The 16023-nt window shown below is 59.6% G+C and carries 11 protein-coding genes and 3 pseudogenes; 7 read left to right on the forward strand and 7 right to left on the reverse strand.

What is annotated here, in order from left to right:
• The first annotated feature begins 15 nt into the window (after positions 1 to 15).
• From ACVIIV_RS14830 to ACVIIV_RS14850, 5 genes are read left to right on the forward strand one after another with little or no spacing between them, the layout of a single operon-like run.
• A complete protein-coding gene (locus ACVIIV_RS14830; protein ID WP_456744852.1) occupies positions 16 to 282 on the forward strand; it encodes a multiubiquitin domain-containing protein in 267 nt (88 codons plus the stop codon).
• A gap of 16 nt (positions 283 to 298) precedes the next feature.
• Positions 299 to 664 carry an E2/UBC family protein gene (locus ACVIIV_RS14835; RefSeq protein WP_456744853.1) on the forward strand — a complete coding sequence of 122 codons (366 nt, stop codon included), beginning with the start codon at positions 299 to 301 and terminating at the stop codon, positions 662 to 664.
• Positions 661 to 2001 (forward strand): ThiF family adenylyltransferase, encoded by a 1341-nt coding sequence (locus ACVIIV_RS14840; protein WP_456744854.1) that lies wholly within the window; start codon positions 661 to 663, stop codon positions 1999 to 2001. Before ACVIIV_RS14835 ends, ACVIIV_RS14840 begins: the two co-directional genes overlap by 4 nt.
• On the forward strand, positions 1994 to 3472 hold the full coding sequence (locus ACVIIV_RS14845; protein ID WP_456744855.1) for a hypothetical protein: 1479 nt from the start codon (positions 1994 to 1996) through the stop codon (positions 3470 to 3472). Before ACVIIV_RS14840 ends, ACVIIV_RS14845 begins: the two co-directional genes overlap by 8 nt.
• Positions 3469 to 3993 carry a DUF6527 family protein gene (locus tag ACVIIV_RS14850; protein ID WP_456744856.1) on the forward strand — a complete coding sequence of 175 codons (525 nt, stop codon included), beginning with the start codon at positions 3469 to 3471 and terminating at the stop codon, positions 3991 to 3993. The genes ACVIIV_RS14845 and ACVIIV_RS14850 overlap by 4 nt, the downstream gene beginning before the upstream one ends.
• Positions 3994 to 4233: 240 nt before the next feature.
• On the opposite strand, the pseudogene ACVIIV_RS14855 reads toward ACVIIV_RS14850, so the two are convergent.
• The 4 genes and pseudogenes from ACVIIV_RS14855 to ACVIIV_RS14870 form a co-directional block, all read right to left on the reverse strand.
• Positions 4234 to 5378 (reverse strand): annotated as a pseudogene (locus tag ACVIIV_RS14855) (IS3 family transposase).
• 151 nt (positions 5379 to 5529) lie between these two features.
• The gene (locus ACVIIV_RS14860; protein ID WP_456744857.1) at positions 5530 to 6432 is read right to left on the reverse strand and encodes an NAD(P)-dependent oxidoreductase; all 903 of its coding nucleotides are present in this window, start codon (positions 6430 to 6432) and stop codon (positions 5530 to 5532) included.
• A gap of 3 nt (positions 6433 to 6435) precedes the next feature.
• Positions 6436 to 7116: an HAD family hydrolase gene (locus ACVIIV_RS14865; RefSeq protein WP_456744858.1), complete on the reverse strand. Its 681-nt coding sequence runs from the start codon at positions 7114 to 7116 to the stop codon at positions 6436 to 6438.
• Positions 7113 to 8693: a hypothetical protein gene (locus tag ACVIIV_RS14870; RefSeq protein WP_456744859.1), complete on the reverse strand. Its 1581-nt coding sequence runs from the start codon at positions 8691 to 8693 to the stop codon at positions 7113 to 7115. The genes ACVIIV_RS14865 and ACVIIV_RS14870 overlap by 4 nt, the downstream gene beginning before the upstream one ends.
• Positions 8694 to 10249: 1556 nt before the next feature.
• Here ACVIIV_RS14870 and ACVIIV_RS14875 point away from each other — a divergent pair.
• Positions 10250 to 11575, forward strand: coding sequence for a DUF3422 family protein (locus tag ACVIIV_RS14875; protein WP_456744860.1), 1326 nt, complete (start codon positions 10250 to 10252; stop codon positions 11573 to 11575).
• Between the two features lie 136 nt (positions 11576 to 11711).
• Here ACVIIV_RS14875 and ACVIIV_RS14880 read toward each other — a convergent pair.
• The 3 genes and pseudogenes from ACVIIV_RS14880 to ACVIIV_RS14890 all read right to left on the reverse strand — a co-directional run.
• Positions 11712 to 11834, reverse strand: a pseudogene (locus ACVIIV_RS14880) (DUF736 family protein); the annotation flags it as partial.
• Positions 11825 to 12082: pseudogene (gene tnpB, locus ACVIIV_RS14885) on the reverse strand (IS66 family insertion sequence element accessory protein TnpB); the annotation flags it as partial. The pseudogenes tnpB and ACVIIV_RS14880, both read right to left, overlap by 10 nt.
• Positions 12083 to 12139: 57 nt before the next feature.
• The gene (locus ACVIIV_RS14890; protein ID WP_456744861.1) at positions 12140 to 12502 is read right to left on the reverse strand and encodes a transposase; all 363 of its coding nucleotides are present in this window, start codon (positions 12500 to 12502) and stop codon (positions 12140 to 12142) included.
• 701 nt (positions 12503 to 13203) lie between these two features.
• Here ACVIIV_RS14890 and nodU point away from each other — a divergent pair.
• Complete coding sequence (gene nodU / locus ACVIIV_RS14895) at positions 13204 to 14865, forward strand: nodulation protein NodU (RefSeq protein WP_456748727.1); 1662 nt, start codon at positions 13204 to 13206, stop codon at positions 14863 to 14865.
• The last annotated feature ends 1158 nt before the right edge of the window (positions 14866 to 16023 follow it).

Raw genomic sequence — 16023 nt, forward strand, 5'->3', positions numbered from 1 at the left:
AAGGACGACGATCAGATGAACGAGAATCAAGGCGCCAAAGGCGATCACCAGGAAACGTATTTCTTCTTAGTCGGCGGAAAGAAATACGAGACGGACCAGCCGGCATTGACGGGGCTGCAGATCAAGGCGCGCGTCACGGATTGGGACCCGTCGCACGACCTTGTTCTTGAGGGCCATGGAAACGACCCTGACCGCATCATCGCGGACGACGAACTGGTCGCCCTGGACAAGGACAAGGGGCCCCTGCGCTTTTCGTCGGCGCCGAAAGCAAACTTCGGCTGACATGGGCGTTCCAGAATTGCAGATCGACGAGCTCCGCCAGCGCTACGCGGAAGTGTGCACGCAGCTTCTCCCGGGGGGCGCCACACTCGTGACCATCCGCTCGGTGTCGCTGCCCGTCGGCTGGAGCAAGACCTCCACTTCGATCCGCTTCCTGGTCCCGGCCGGCTATCCCTTCGCCGCTCCCGACTGCTTCTGGGCGGACAACGACCTGCTGCTAGAGGGCGGGCGCATGCCCTGCAACTCCGGTAACAACAACACAATTCCTGAAACGGCCGAATCCGGTCTCTGGTTCTCGTGGCATCTTCAAGGCTGGAATCCGAATCGCGACACGCTGTCGAGCTGGATGAACACCATCGCGGACCGGCTGAGGCGCCTACAATGAGCGGTCTGCGATTCCCCGCCTCGGCATATCGGACCACGTCGGCCAAGCTGCTCGCGGCCGCGCCACTGGAGAGCTGCGGGGTGGCCTATTCGGTCCACGACGCGAGAACCAGCACATGGGTGGTCGACGAAATCGGAGTCGTGCCGGAATCGGCGTACGAACATCGCGACGAGACATCGGCCTCGCTTCGGCCTGCATTCATCGTGGACGTCGCCAATCGCGCGCGCGCTCAGGGTCGCAGCGTCGTGCTCATGCACACACATCCCTTCGAGCGGGGGCACCCGAGCTTCTCCAAGATCGACGACGAGGGCGAGGTGGCGCTTGCCGACTATCTGCGGCGTCGGGCGTCGGCCGGGGACCACCTGACGCTGGTGTTGGGGCAGGGCGGCTGTCGTGCGCGCCGGATTGGCAAGTCCGAGGAGGTGCCGACCTGGGAGGTCGGCGAAAGGCTGGTCTTGCTGTCGCAAGGCGGAGCCGCGGACTCTACTCAAGGTCAGTACGACCGGCAGGTTCGCGCTTTCGGCGCCGAAGGGCAGCGCGTGATCTCCTCCCTCAAGGTAGGCGTAGTCGGTCTGGGTGGCACGGGATCGGTGCTGATCCAACAATTGGCGCGCCTTGGCGTCCGCTATTACGTGCTGATCGATCCCGACGCGGTCGAAACCACGAACCTGAACCGCCTGGCGGGCGCAGGTACGAGCGACGTGGGCGCCGCCAAGATAGATGTCGCGGAGAGGGAAATTCGCGCGTGCTTGCCCTCGGCCCGAGTCCGCGGCCTGAGAGCCGACGTGGTTGATGAGAGCAGCGCCGCCGAGCTGACTAGCGTCGACTTCATCTTTCTGTGCACCGATTCGCATGCGAGTAGAGCGGTCGTCTCCCAGCTCGCCTACCAGCACCTCGTGCCGACGATCGACATGGGAACAAGCATCACGGCGCGCGACGGCGTGGTCACGCACATCACCGGTCGCGTACAGATGCTGGCTCCGGAGTTGCCGTGTCTGACGTGCACGGGAGCACTCGACGCCAATCAGATCCGACGCGAGATGATGAGTCCGGAGCAACGCGCCTCGGATCCGTATCTGGTGGGTGCCCATGAACCGCAGCCCGCGGTCATGTCAATCAATTCGACGGTGGCGTCCTTGGCCGCGACAATGTTCATGGCCGCCGTGACGCCCATCCCCAGTCAGGCCCGTTTCCAACTTTACGACGGGATCCGCGGCACCGTACGCCCGACCATCGCTCGGATAGTGCCGGGGTGCATCGTTTGTTCTCGAAGCGGCGCGCTTGCGAGGGGCCACTCTTGGCCCCTTCCGGTCCGGCCACGGGTGCCTCATGATTGACGTGCGCCGCGAGGTTCTCTGGTTCGGGGCTCCACCGACCGACGAAACTCAACGCGAGTTCGAGAACCGAAATCTGATCGTCCGCCAATGCGGGTGTGCGCAGCTCGTCGACGCCTCGAACGCGTGCGCCGCTGTTTTCTGGTTCGGCGCCGATGTCCCCGATGCGGTCGTGTCGACGGCCCGGCGTCACTTAAGGGCCCTCGTGGACTATGGGGCCCGGGTGGATCTCGTGACGGGGAACGATGCGGCCATGGGGCGGCTGCAGGCAGTGGCGGGCGAGATCCTCAAAATTCCCAATATAGTTGCCCGGACCAATCCGCCGGCGCACGCGCTAGCGGAAGGAGCCGCGCGGCACAACGCAGGCCCGAAACCGCGCGCCAATCTGATTGTCGAATCTGCCAAGAACCGCGAGCCGGTTAGCGAAGTGGACACGACGCTCCTGCAACGCGCGTTCGCGCACTGCAGCCGCATCACACTTGACGAACTGACGGGCGGACGCTCCGGTGCGCGTGTATTTGCCGTGCACATGATCGTGGAAGGGTCGAACGCCGGACTATGGCCGCAGCCTGCCTTCGCGAAGCTGGATAGACGCGACAAGATTGAGCGAGAGTACCGGAACTACCTCGATTTCGCCGACAGGTTCATTCCATTCGGCCTCAGACCCAACGTTCACCAGATCATTCGGGGAACGGAACGGAGCCTGTTGGTCGGCAACTTCGTCGATCGATCGGAATCATTGTGGGATCTGGCTCGCCGCAACCTCGCGGCACGGGCGGTCACCTCGCTATTCGACGAGACGCTCGGTTGCTGGCGGGACCAAGCCTACGCCAGAGGTCTGATCGAGGGCTCAGTGGCTGACGCAATGTACGACGCCGAAATGTGTCGGCCGCAAGACATCCGTCCCTTATACCCTGAAGCCGCCCAGCGAAATGGAATTGCTATCGGCCCAGACGAAGTATGGAAGAAACTCACAAGCCTTCAGCAACATTATCTCTTGGCTCCGGCCCACGGCGACCTGCACGGCGAAAACGTGCGCGTGAAGAACGAACAGGCGATTCTCATCGACCTCGCTTCGGTGCTGCGGCAGGCTCCGCTCACGGCAGACGTTGCGGCTCTTGAGACGTGGTTCGCCTTCGAGCTACCTCCAGAATGCAATGGAGAGCAGTACGAAGATCTGGTTTGGTGGTCCGAAATAGATCGCCTCTATGCGGCGTCTAGTTTCATCCATGCCCCGGGCCCTTGCGAGCCGACCGCCCAGTACTGTTGGATGTCCACGGTCGTGCGGCAACTAAGGCGGTTGGGAATGGCAACCCAATCGTGCCCAAGCGAGTATCAGGCCGCGGTCGCCGTGCAGCTACTTCGACGATGCCAGTGGGACGATGGACCCGCCGCCGATCGCTATCGGCGCACCAAGGGCTATGTCGTTGCTGCCCGGCTGGCTGAGGACCTAAGAACGAGGACGACCACATGACAGGTCCTGCGAGATGGATTCGATTGCGCGGCGAAGCGGAGTACCGCGACGAGGGCGAGTGCCTGCTGGAGAAGCCCGGCGACGCGGTTTTCGTGCGTCGCGGCGCTCTCCGATCCGTTTTGATGCGCTGCCCGGACGGTTGCGGTGAAACCCTGGTCGTCAACCTCGATCCGCGCGCTGGAAAGGCGTGGAAGCTCGACATGCGCGCTGGGAAGGCGACTCTGTATCCATCGGTATGGCGCGACGGAGGGTGCGGAAGCCATTTCATAGTCTGGCGCGGCCACGTTCTCTGGTGCGATCGCTTCGAAGAAGGGAACGTCGAGCCGAGCTATGATGCCGCAGCGCTCGAACGTCGCGTTCTCGAATCTCTCCGAAGATGCAAATTGCGTAGTGCCGAGCAGATAGCCCTCGAACTCGACGAGATTCCCTGGGAAGTGGCCAGAGCGGGACATGCGCTCGCGCGTCGCAGATTGGCGGTCTGCGGCTCGGGTAGGCAGCGCGATTGGTTCGCGTTGGCATAATGCCGCTTCTCTTCGGTCGGCGTTGGAGCGGCGCGGTATGATGGACCGAAGGGGTGCAATGCGAATCATGCTCCTATGGTCGAGGCCCTTTCTGCGCTTGACCTAACGATAGCGTTCATCGCTAAACCACCGTCTGCGACCGGCAGCGCCCTGGGTCAGTTCGGTGCCCTGGAGCTTCGCGACGCGCTGCCGGATTCGGCTCATGCTAAAGCCTAATGTCACTGACCTTGCCCCCAAGTTTTATCCGGTTCTGAGTTCGCCCCGGTCGTTGGATTTGCCCGGTTGGGCGGTGGGAGCGACGGGAGCTGGCGCGGAGCCTTCGGCATAGCGCAGCGCCAGATCCCGGCGCGGATGACAGGTGAAGGCGAACTCCGACGGGGTCTTCCATCCGAGCTGCGAGTGTGGTCGTGCGTCGTTGTAATCGGCCCGCCAGCATCCAAGCGTGACGCGGGCCCGGGCCAGCGACGTGAACAGCGTCTCGTTCAAATTCATCCCGCAACCGGCCGTTGAAGCTCTCGATGAAGGCGTTCTGCATGGGCTTGCCCGGCGCGATGTAGTGCCATGCGACGCGGCTCTGGTCGGCCCAGGTCAGGATGGCATTGCTGGTGAACTCGCTACCGTTGTCGCTAACCACCATTCTGGGCTTGCTCCGCTCCATCACCAGTCGGTCCAGTTCCCGCGCGACCCGGGCGCGCGAGAGCGAGGTGTCGGCCACAAGCGCCAGGCACTCGCGGGTGCAATCATCGACCACGGTCAGGATGCGGAAGCGGCGGCCGTCGGTGAGCTGATCCGAGACGAAGTCGAGCGACCAGCGGTCGTTCGGCGCCATCGGCACTGTCATCGGCGCCCGGGTCCCAATTGCCCGCTTGCGGCCACCACGGCGACGCACCGCAAGCTTCTCTTCCCGGTAGAGCCGGAAGAGCTTCTTGTGGTTGATCACATGGCCCTCCCGCTTGAGCAGAACATGCAGGCGCCGATAGCCGAAGCGGCGACGCTCCTGGGCGATCGCCCTCATGCGTTGACGCAGGGCGGCATCATCCGCCCGGGTCGTCTGGTATCTGATGGTCCCCCGTGGGCATCCACGAGATGCGCGACAGCTTTCCGCTTCCCCGCGGGCGTCACCATTTCTTTCCCAACAAGTCCTTCAGCGCTGCATTGTCCAGCATGGCATCAGCCAGCAACCGCTTCAGCCGCGTGTTCTCGTCCTCCAGTGACTTCAGCCGCTTGGCCTCCGAGACCTCCATCCCGCCAAACCTGGCTTTCCATTTGTAGATACTGGCGTCACTGACGCCGTACTTCCGGCACAGATCGGCAACCGAAACGCCAGCCTCGTGCTCCTTCAAAATCCCGATGATCTGCTCTTCCGAAAAGCGGCTGCGCTTCATGCCTGGTCCTTGTCTTGGGCCAGAGCGAACTTCAACCTGGATTAAGCCTGAGGGGCAAGGTCATCACACATAGCGCAGGATGCGGCATGCGCCGAAACATGCACACCACGGACTCGCGGTAAGATGGCCTGCTTGGAGTCATACGAAGCGCTTATGACCGGGCCAAATTCGGCAGGGTCAGTTCACCTTTGCCTGCGATAACCGAAACGCTGAATTCCTGTGCGGCAGCATCCAGGACCGGCACGCACACGGCATTCTCGCGCGCTAGGCGCACCGCACACTCGATGTCCTTTGCAGCATTTGCAATTGAGATTGCCAGTGCATCTGGTTTCTCTCCCAACAAAAAGGCGGCGAAGGCTTGGAATATTCCGCTGTTAGTAGAGCCCCGACCGACCAAAGAGCGTAGCGTTACAAGATCTATCTGAAGACTATCCGCGAATTGGCAAACCTCAGCGGCAACCGCAGCGATGCCCATGGTCATGCTGTTGTAAACAAGCTTGAGCTTGTGCCCTTGTCCGATATCTCCAGCGTGCATCACGGTCTCGCAAAACGCCGCAAGAATGCGTTCGGCGACAGGAAAGAGTCTTGCATCCGATCCAACCATGGCATTGAGAAGGCCGAGCTCTGCTTGCTCGGGGCTCCGGGTCACCGGAGCATCAATAAAGCTTAGACCTCGTCTTTGCGCCTTTTTGGCCAATGCAATCGTCGAGGCAGGATACGAGGTCGTGCAATCAATGATCAAACCTCCGCGGCACATGTGCGCAAACAGCCCATCATGATCGAGGCACACAGTCTCAACTTCGCGGCTGGACGGTAAGGACAACACCACCACACTGACATGCTGCGCCAATTCAGCGATCGACTTATGCTCTCTGGCTCCTGCACCTGTCAGGCGATCAGCACCGAGTCGGCTCTTGTTGACTTTGATGTGAAGCTCGCGTCGCTGACGCAGCAGGCTGATGCCTATACCCGTTCCCATCCGCCCCGCTCCGATAAGCCCTATGCTCTGCTTGATCCTTTTGGGAGCTGCGTTCGCTGATGATCCTTTGGTCATGATTTAGCGGTCCGAAAAGAAGCCACGGCTTTGTAGGATGGGCAGCAGCTCGTGATGGTTGTTGATCGTGTAATCTGGACGCGCGGCTTGCAGGCGCGAGGTCGAAACAAATCCTCCGGTAATGGATATGCTTGTCAGCCCGAGATTGCGCGCAATATCAGTCTCGACGGGCATATCGCCGATGATGAAGGTTGATGAGGGCGTCAGGTTGTGCCTGTCCATATAAAGGCGAAGCCGCTCTCCTTTGCTCATCGATTTAAATTGCGTGGCACGGCTTTCAAAGGCGAGCACATCGGTGATGTAGTTATCCACTCCAAGTCTCCTCAGCTGGGACTGTAGAGGCGCGACTATGTGGTTGCTGAGGATGATGAGTAGAGCGGATTCTCGTCGCCCTAACTCGAGCACTCTGCGCGCCCCCTCACGTAAATCGGCTTTATCCGCAAGAGGCTCGTATGTGTCATGAAACAGTGCGCCATCGTCGCGCTCAACTGCCTCAACCTCCTCCTGCGACATTCCAAGTCCATGATAGAGACGAGAGAGAGGAACATCACTATGCTCTCGAAAGGTGTTTATATCGATGCTCGGACGACCAAAGCGGTCCAAAATGACATTGGTCGTTTCGAGCAGCGCGTACGTGTCATCGAGCAGTGTTCCGTTCCAGTCAAATACGAGAGCGGGTTTCATGATCCTGACCTCAGACGGGGATTGACAGGAAGAGCGGCCAGGAACGCTTCCAAGTTTCTGTCCGCGCGCCGCCGCCCAGCGGGGGTCGGCATCTCCAACGTGAAGGGTGACAAATCGATGCCGTCCAGCCTGTTGGCCAATATGGATACAAGGGCGCGGAAGGGCAGATAAGTTATTGTTGCTGCTTGGATCGCCGTCGCAATGTTGCTTTCAATCAGCCTGAGGGCTGGCGGGTCCATTCTGTGAAAACGAAGGCACTGGGCGCGCAGTTCGGGCGGCAGTCGCTTCAGTGCCTGCCAGAATGCGAGCTCATCTAGCGTATCAATACCCATGCCGTAGTAGTTTGGAGCAACTATAGGTGGCGAACCAATCGCCCAATGTACGGCCTTGGCTCCAGCGGCAAGGAGCATTGTTGTGACGGCTTGGCTGGTATCGCCTCGAATAAGGGCCTCGTCGACAACTATTATGGTCCGTTTAGCGACGGCAGGTTCCGACACTCGATACTTTTGAGCAATGCGAGATTGCCGGGCCCTCGATTTGCCCAGGAGCGTTCGCTCAGGAAATTGCGCCGCCACTACGTCACTACGCTCGGCGAGCACGCCCTGTTCGGCGAGTGAGTCAAACAGACCATCGGCGTACGGCCCCCCAGTATTTGGCATGGAGGACACGATTGGCGGCATCAAGAGCGGCTCTGCTTGAACTCGCTCCGCAACAATTCTCCCCAAGGCGAGCCCGATGTTGTAACGAGTTTGGCGATGTGAATGGCCCTCGACCGACGTGTCCGGACTTCCCAAATAGAGAGTTTCGTAGGCGCAGAGTTTGGCCTTATGTCGTCGGCTGTTCAGAGCATGGTCAACGCTGCCGCCCGTCTTGGCGTCCGCGCGCTGTATGCTCCCAGGCACGAGCTGCTGGGTCTCACCTTCCAAGCCGGCGAAGGCACAAGTTTCAGAAGCAAAGAGCAACAATCCATCATTTGTCCGCATAGTCTCCAATGGTCGCAAACCGCTTCGATTGCGGTATGCAACAAGATCTCCGTTGTTATCTAGTAAAAGCGCGGTAATGGCACCATCGATACGATCATCAAGCTCGCGAAAGATAGCTTCGTAGTCTGCGGGCAAGCCGTGACGCCAATATTCTTGTTCGCAAGATCGTTCAATCCACCTCAGCAAGAGCTCGGTGTCTGTGTTGGTACCTATCAGTTGGCCCTGAGCGCGTAATTCGCTCCTGAGTTCACGGGCGTTCACCAAGGCGCCATCCAGAGAAATTGCAAAATGGCGGCTAGGAATTGACTGCACATTGCCGTCACCCCCAGTTCCACAGGATCCGCTACGGATCTGCGCGATTGCGACATGAGGCCGAAAGCGCGGCTCCTGTTCGATGCAGTCAATGCGCACTGAATTATCGTTCGATTGAAACGCCCTTCCGTATCGGATCCCACGCTCATGCATGAAAGCAGAGACTACGACACCTGCTTGCCCACGTAGTGCAAGTGTCGGAATCATTTTCTTCAGCTGATCAACAACACGCGGCGATGGTTTGCTTGAAGCGCAGAGAAACGCACCGGCGACACCGGACATATAGTCACCTACTTGTTAAGGAGCCGATCTGGCGGGCCGCCTCGCATGGCTAATCTGCCTATGAAGGCGGAACTTCGCTTCATCCTTAAGCAAGCGTCGTACCAGTGCTCTGAGTATACTGGATGGCATTTCTGGAGCGGGGAGAATTGGAAGACGAGCCATTCTAGCCACTCAGTGCGTCTTGTGCGTCGTTCAGGCCCTCACACGGTGTTCAAGATGCTACGACACTGTGCGAAAAGCGCCACGGCAAGCCACCAAAGCGGGTCTTTGCGGGCTCTAAGCAGGTCAGGTAGCGGCGACCTGGTATTTTCGTATTTTGCGAGTAAGAGTCGGCAGATGATGCAGAGCGAGTGCATTGCGCGGTTGCCGATACCGACCAGCCGGGTCTGGACAGACGAAGTACGCCCGTCCGTGTGCGGGACAGAGTAACGAATGGACTTAAGCTAGTCCTGCGTTCTTTGGCCAACTCACAATTGATGCCGCTGTGCGCACGCTGTTCCGAACACGGCATGAACGGAATAGGGTCTGCCTCCCTGCGACAACCGGTTGAGCCGCAACGCTTGCGCTGCTCTGAGTGACGCTTCAAAGGCGAGGAGAGCGCTCCAGTTGCTTGATCCAGTCAACCTCACGCGACGTGACGTTACCGGCCCATCGCCGAGCCTTGCCCGGGGGCGGGCGGGGTCACTCGCATGGCTCTGCATCGACAAATCCAACCAGAGCGTGGCCCGCTCAAACAATGGCAGCGGCCGGGCGAGCGATCACCTTGCCGGAAGCAGCCCCTTCCCTGTGGCCTGTGCCACGTGCGCAATCTGTCGGAATACAAGCGTCATCATGTCTGAAACCGACTCCGGCTGTCTTCGAAAGCCACATTGCGTAAAAAAAGACGCGAGAGTGCCCCTTCTATAGTGCTGGCCCAAATCCTGCACCGGCTCTCGGCGCCAGGAAGTTTGGCGCCGGCAACAAGATGGGAGTCGAGTTTGGGCCTCGATCCGTCAATCGACAATGCGGTTGCCGCACCGAGGTCGTTTATCTGTACCACGCTGGGAGAACGGAAGACGTTCCTGCTTGCCACGGCCTCGCGCGGCATCGGTCATCCCACCGGAAAACTGCTTTCAGAAGAGGGCCGGCGTATCTTCACTTGCACGCGGCACCCCTTCGGTGGCGGACGATGTCGGTAGGTTTCGGAGACAGACAACCATGTTCACGTAAATCTAGGCATTCGTCGAACGGTGCCGCGAGCCACCGCCAAGGTCGCGGAACGGCTTGCTGGCGCGCCGCTACACCTATTGAGCCACAATGCCGGCATTTTGCCATAGACACCGGACCATACGTTGATGGCGTCATTCGAAAGCTGGATGAGGCGGCTCCATCTCAATCTGCCTGGCCTGACCTTCCTCCCGCAAGACCTCTTTCCCGAGTTCAGGGCGGCCTCGGTAGTGATCGTCGACATGACTCGATCAGCAACCTAGCCGCGCGCGACCATTTCCCAGCACCGCCATTGCCTCCCGCGTCAAGGCTGACGGTTGCCTGCTCACCCTGAAGCGAGGCGTCAATACATGATCGATGAACTGGATCTGCGAACCTTCACGCCACATCCGCAACGCGACGCTGTGCTCGGCGAAGTGCACGCGCGCCCCTTCATGCGCCTTGTTTCGCCCTTCAGCGTGATCCACTTCGCTTTTCTTGCACAGGGCGAGGCAGCCACAAGCGATCGCTGCCGTTTTATCGATTTTTGCCTCGAGCGCAATCTTACTCCGCCTGAGCAATCGGCGAAACTTCATCAGATTGTCATCGGGCCCGCTACGCTACGCTGGGAGCAGCATTCGGAATTTACAACATTCACCTGGATCTGGACCAACGCAAATTGTTCTGCCCCAGACCATTTTGACGAAGTTGATGGCACCGTCCGATCGCTGATCCGCGCGTTACGTCAGACCGGACAGTTGCTGGTCGCGATCAGGCTAGAAGTGGAGCGGGACGCCTCGCCGACCAGGCGGGCCGAACAGATTTTTGACAAGAACAGCCTGGCCATGGTTGCCACAAAGAGCGGCGCAGCCGTTGCCGCTTCAGACTTCCGCGTAGACGAAAAAGGCTTCACGAAAATCCTCGTCTGCGACCTCGGGTTGACGTCGCACGATCTCGGAGCGCTCGTGCAACGGCTCCTGGAAATCGAGACCTACCGTCCATTGGCGCTGCTTGGCTTGTCGGCGGCCCTTGAGCTTGCACCATCTGTTGATCGCATCGACCGCCGTCTTGTTGAGGCGCTCGAGAAAATGCAAAGCGGCAAGGGGCTGCAGTTCAACAACCATCTGCTTGCCGAGCTGACGGCTTTGGCCGCATCCTTCGAAAGAGGAGCGACCGGCAGCCTGTTTCGATTCGGCGCCAGCAGGGCCTATAACGAGCTGGTCCAATCGCGACTATCCATCATTGAAGGCAACGATGTCTCGGGATATCCAACCTGGTCGTCGTTTCTGGCACGCCGCATGGCGCCGGCGATGCGAACCTGCGCAACTGTGGAGGATCGCCAGGCAACTCTGTCGGTCAAGCTCGCGCGCGCCGCCGATCTGTTGCGAACCCGGGTCGACGTCGAAATCGAACGACAGAATCGTGACCTGTTGCAGGCTATCAACGAGCGCGCGAGACAGCAACTTCGGCTGCAGTGCACGGTCGAAGGATTGTCGGTCGGGGCGATAGGATATTATGTGGTCAGCTTGTTCAGCTATCTTGCCAAGGGCGCGCATGATGTCGGACTGCGAGTAGAGCCCTCGTTCTTGACCGCAGCCTTCGTGCCGATCGCGGTCGGCGTGATCTGGCTGGTGAGTTACAATGTCCGAAAGCGACACCTCAAGCACGATGATGCGCCCTCGGTTACTTGCGACTAAAGCTCCTTGAGGGAATCGGTGCGCGCGTCCTGCGAAGCTCGCATGGTCGGGGGCGACGCTGCCGCAAGATCGCGGCCGGCTCCTGCGCAAGGTAATGCCCCGCCCGGACCAGTCGGGCGAGGCGTTGTGGATCGGGTCAGTCACCGTTGCGACGGCTGGGACGGGACCAGATCAGGCTGAAGCCCTCACCTTCCTCGTCGGCGAAGAGGTTGGCGAAGATCGGAGCGGTGAAGCTCGGATCGTCGCGCTTCAGACCGACCGCCAACAACGCTTGCGTTGGCGCCCGCGTCTCGCGTCCCTCGTGGACACGCCCGCCAGTCGAGACCTTCGAGCAATGCTGAGAATTGCGCCGCCGATAGGCATTACGCCGTCCGCGATCTTCGGCCAGCGGAAGATCCCATCCTCGAGCCGCTTGACGAACAGACACAGGCCCGTTCCGTCCCAGAACACCAGCTTGACCCGCTCCGCCCGCTTGGCCCGGAACACATAGACAGCTCCCGAGAACGGATTTGCCCCATGCTCTCGCGCACCAGGGTAGCAAGCCCTCCATTCCCTTGCGGAAGTCTACCGTTTGGTCGCCACCATCATCCAGACCGCACACACCGGCTCGCCTTCAGCGCCTAGACGATCGACGCAATCATCGTCGGGTCCGCACCACGGCCCGCCCGGATCGTGATGCCGTCGACTTCGATCTCGATGACCCCGGTATCCGCCTTGGTCTTGCAGCGCACCGTTTTGCGCTCGCGCCCAAGAGCAGCCGCCGGCACTACGGCATCCACCACCGCCGGCACAAACTGTACTTCTTCTTCGAAATGACGCGCCTGCTTCTCGCGACTGACGGCGCCAGCCAAACAATTGCTGCGGCGACAATCCATGCCGTCGCGCTACCGAGCACCGACTCGCCAGTCGTAACGAACTCCGCAACAATCCGGGCCTTGTCCTCGTCGCTCCACTTCTGCCGACGGCCGGCTCCGGTGAAGACCTCGAGCCGCCGCACCGGCTCCGTGATAGCAGTATGCACTGAGGCCATTCTAAGCCTAACGGCTAAACCGAATCGCAGACTCGCAGATCACCCCGTTCCCCCGGTAGGTGGCCCCTGAACGGCGCTTTCCTTCAACCCAAGAGCGGTGCAGACAAGCGCATTCGGTCTTACTGATTTCCCCCCATCTCAGTATATGGCACCTATGATACGCGCGGTTCGCCACGGCCTATTTGAGGTCGTGCTAGAGTGAATGCCTAGGTTCTAACTGAATTACAAAGTTGGTTTGTTTCACCGTGACCCACTCGGTGGCATCGCGCGGCCATGATCTCGTTTAACCGGTAGAGAGTTCCGCTGCACTCGTTCGCTCGACGTCGGTAGAAGGCGAACGGGCCGAAGGTCGCGCGCACGCATATTGTTGTCGTAGGCGGGAGTGCTTGGTCCGAAACCGAACGCGTCCGGTGTTACGAATCGGTCAAGTCGCTTCCAACTCCGACTTTGATCGGACAATCGCAAGCGATTCCTCTGATTGGAACTGGCCCAGAGTGTGCATCGTGACAGATGGGAGCCCATCTGAGTCTCGCGACATGAGCAACAGTTGCGGCGCCCTCAAATCGTGTGGATCACCGACATTAGGTTCGAAGACAGTATGCGCATCTGCGGTATCAAACTGACCCATGACGGAGCAGTCGCCCTTATCGAGGACGGACGGCTTGTCTTTTGTGTCGAGCAGGAAAAGCGAGACAATAATCCGAGATATCGAAAAATCGACAATCTCGATGCAGTTGTTGTCGCTTTGGCAGAGCACGGTTTAGATCCGCGTGACGTTGATCGGTTCGTCATCGACGGATGGTGGGGCGAGGTTGAGTCACAATTTCAGGTTCTCAGTGGGACTGCACCCATTACCCTTAAAGGGGCGCCGTATGTTGAGGGCGAGGCCGAAGGCCTCCTCATAGCGCACGACGGCTCTGGGCTGATGCTAAACGGGAGCGCCTTCCCTTATCAAAGCTATCCGCATGTCACAGCCCATGTGGCTTCCGCTTTTTGCACTAGCCCTTTCGCCAAGGCCGGGCAGCCCGCGTTCTGTCTGGTGTGGGACGGCGCCTCCTTTCCGCGTCTCTACCATGTGGAACGCCGCGCAGCCAAGTTCCTCGAGTGTCTCTTCCCGCTGATCGGGCATGCTTATGCTGCCGCAGGCTATCACTTCGGACCATACAAGCAGGCGAACCGGACCAAGTGGGACCTCGGTGTTGCGGGCAAGTTGATGGCCTACATCGCGCTCGGTTCAGTCGATGAAAGCATCGTCGAGGTGTTTCAGGGGCTCTACGAAAATCACTTTAGCACGTTTACGGAGCCAGTCGGTCGTTGCAGCGAGGACGCTGCGCTTGAGCCTGTCCATGCGTTCTTCGATGCCTGCGCGCTACGGTTAAAGGCCAAACCCCCCGCAAATGTGCTTGCATCCTTTCATTGCTTCCAAGAGCGACTGCTCGTTAGCAAGCTCGCGAGTGCTATACAGAGGCATTCGAGCCTTCCCGCGCGCAATCTGTGCATAACCGGCGGCTGCGGTCTCAACATAAAATGGAATAGCGCACTACGAGCTGCCGGCTTGTTCGATGCTATCTGGGTGCCCCCCTTTCCGAATGACAGTGGCTCGGCAATAGGTGCTGCTTGCTCCGCATTGGCGGCGGACCAAGGTTTTGTACCATTGGAGTGGTCCGTCTATAGTGGTCCAGCCGTGGAACGAGGCGACCTGCCGCCCCGATGGGACGGCTCACCGTGTAGCATGCGTGACCTTGCAACCATCCTCGCCAGCAACAAGCCCGTCATTTTCCTTGCCGGCCGCGCGGAGCTTGGACCTCGGGCTTTGGGTAGCAGAAGCATACTGGCCGCGGCGACATCGCCGCGAATGAAGGACCGTCTCAACGACATCAAGCTTCGCGAGCACTTCCGGCCTGTAGCGCCAATATGCCTGGAGGATCGTGCCCCGGATATTTTTAGTCCTGGAACGCCAGACCCTTACATGCTCTTCGAGCACCAAACACGAGCAGAATGGCGGGATAAGATCCCGGCTGTCGTGCATCTGGACGGATCTGCGCGATTGCAGACTATTTGCAGGACCTCTCAGCACAAAGTCGCCGAACTTCTCGTCGAATACGAAGGCCTGACGGGCATTCCGCTTCTATGCAACACCAGCGCCAATCACAATGGACGCGGGTTTTTCCCGAATGCGGCATCTGCCTGCCAATGGAACCGCGTTGACCACGTATGGTGCGATGGCATGCTGTGGACGAAACGCGAGGGCGGCCACTGAGCGCTGGCCAACGGCATCGCTGGAGCTCGGCGCCATTGCTTCCGAGGCGGCTCGCATGGCCGGCCTTCATGTGAGCCAGCTGTTAGGTAGCGCAAGAAGCTTTGCAAGCACGCTGAAGCGAGTATATAGCGCCGTTCGTGGCGGTCGAGATTGGGGCGTCTGTGCCGCCGCCGGAAGTGGCCGAAGCGCCATTGACGACAACGGTGGCGCGTCGACGAAGGACAGGGCATCATCGAGATTGATCTTGGTACCGGGCACCGCATCCGCTTCGATGGCGGGGCTGATGGGGACGCTACGTCGTATTCTCGATGCTTTGGTCCGCCGATGACCCAACGAATGTGCCACTTTGGTAGGGTAAGCCTGTGGTGCGGCCAGTAAGCTATTGATGTTCTTAGGTCGAGGATCACTCTTAATCAATGGCCCCGTCAGCGTTCTCTCATGCAACAAACCTTGCAGCCTCTGGTTCAATCTATCTCAATAATCGAGTGTTACGACTCCCTAGTAGCTCGTCACAGTGATTTTGACGGTTTGATAACGAGCCAGGTCCGGATCGGCAAGTTTTCTGGGGCACGAGGATTTCGATGCTCCTGGGGGCCGGCTTGAGGGCGAATGAGTCCATTTCGTTCAGGGGTGACAATCAGGACCGAAGGCGGACTGACGCGTCTGGATCCGGCACACCCTTCGTCACCGCATCAGTCGCGAGAACCCGCGCGATCAGTGGATGAACGCTGAGGCCTAATACCTTCGCATCGCATGAAGGAAATGGGGCTGCGCCCGCGGCCGCGAGGGCCACCGTGGCGAATCCTGAAACGGCCTCAAAGACGGGGCCCAGCGCCGGAGTGCAGGACGATATGTTCCTGGTCTGGTCCAAAGCACTCTGGTGGAAATCGCTGCTCACCAAGCGGACCGCGACTAGAGTAGCGCCCGATGACAGGATTGAAGCAATTCAGCCAAGATTGCATCAAACGCGTTGGATGTCCTTCGAACAAATGCCACGACACCGCAACGGACATCCGCGCCGGCTCGGAGAATCTGGCACCCTTACATGCCACTTGAAACCGCGTGCTGTGGCGCAACTGTGCAAGGTCGCGTGTGCTTGTATGCCCTCGCACTCGCGTCCGAAGCAGGTTGATATTTCTCGAGAGTCACGGCTCCGGG

The sequence above is a fragment of the Bradyrhizobium sp. USDA 4354 genome (genome assembly GCF_054060315.1).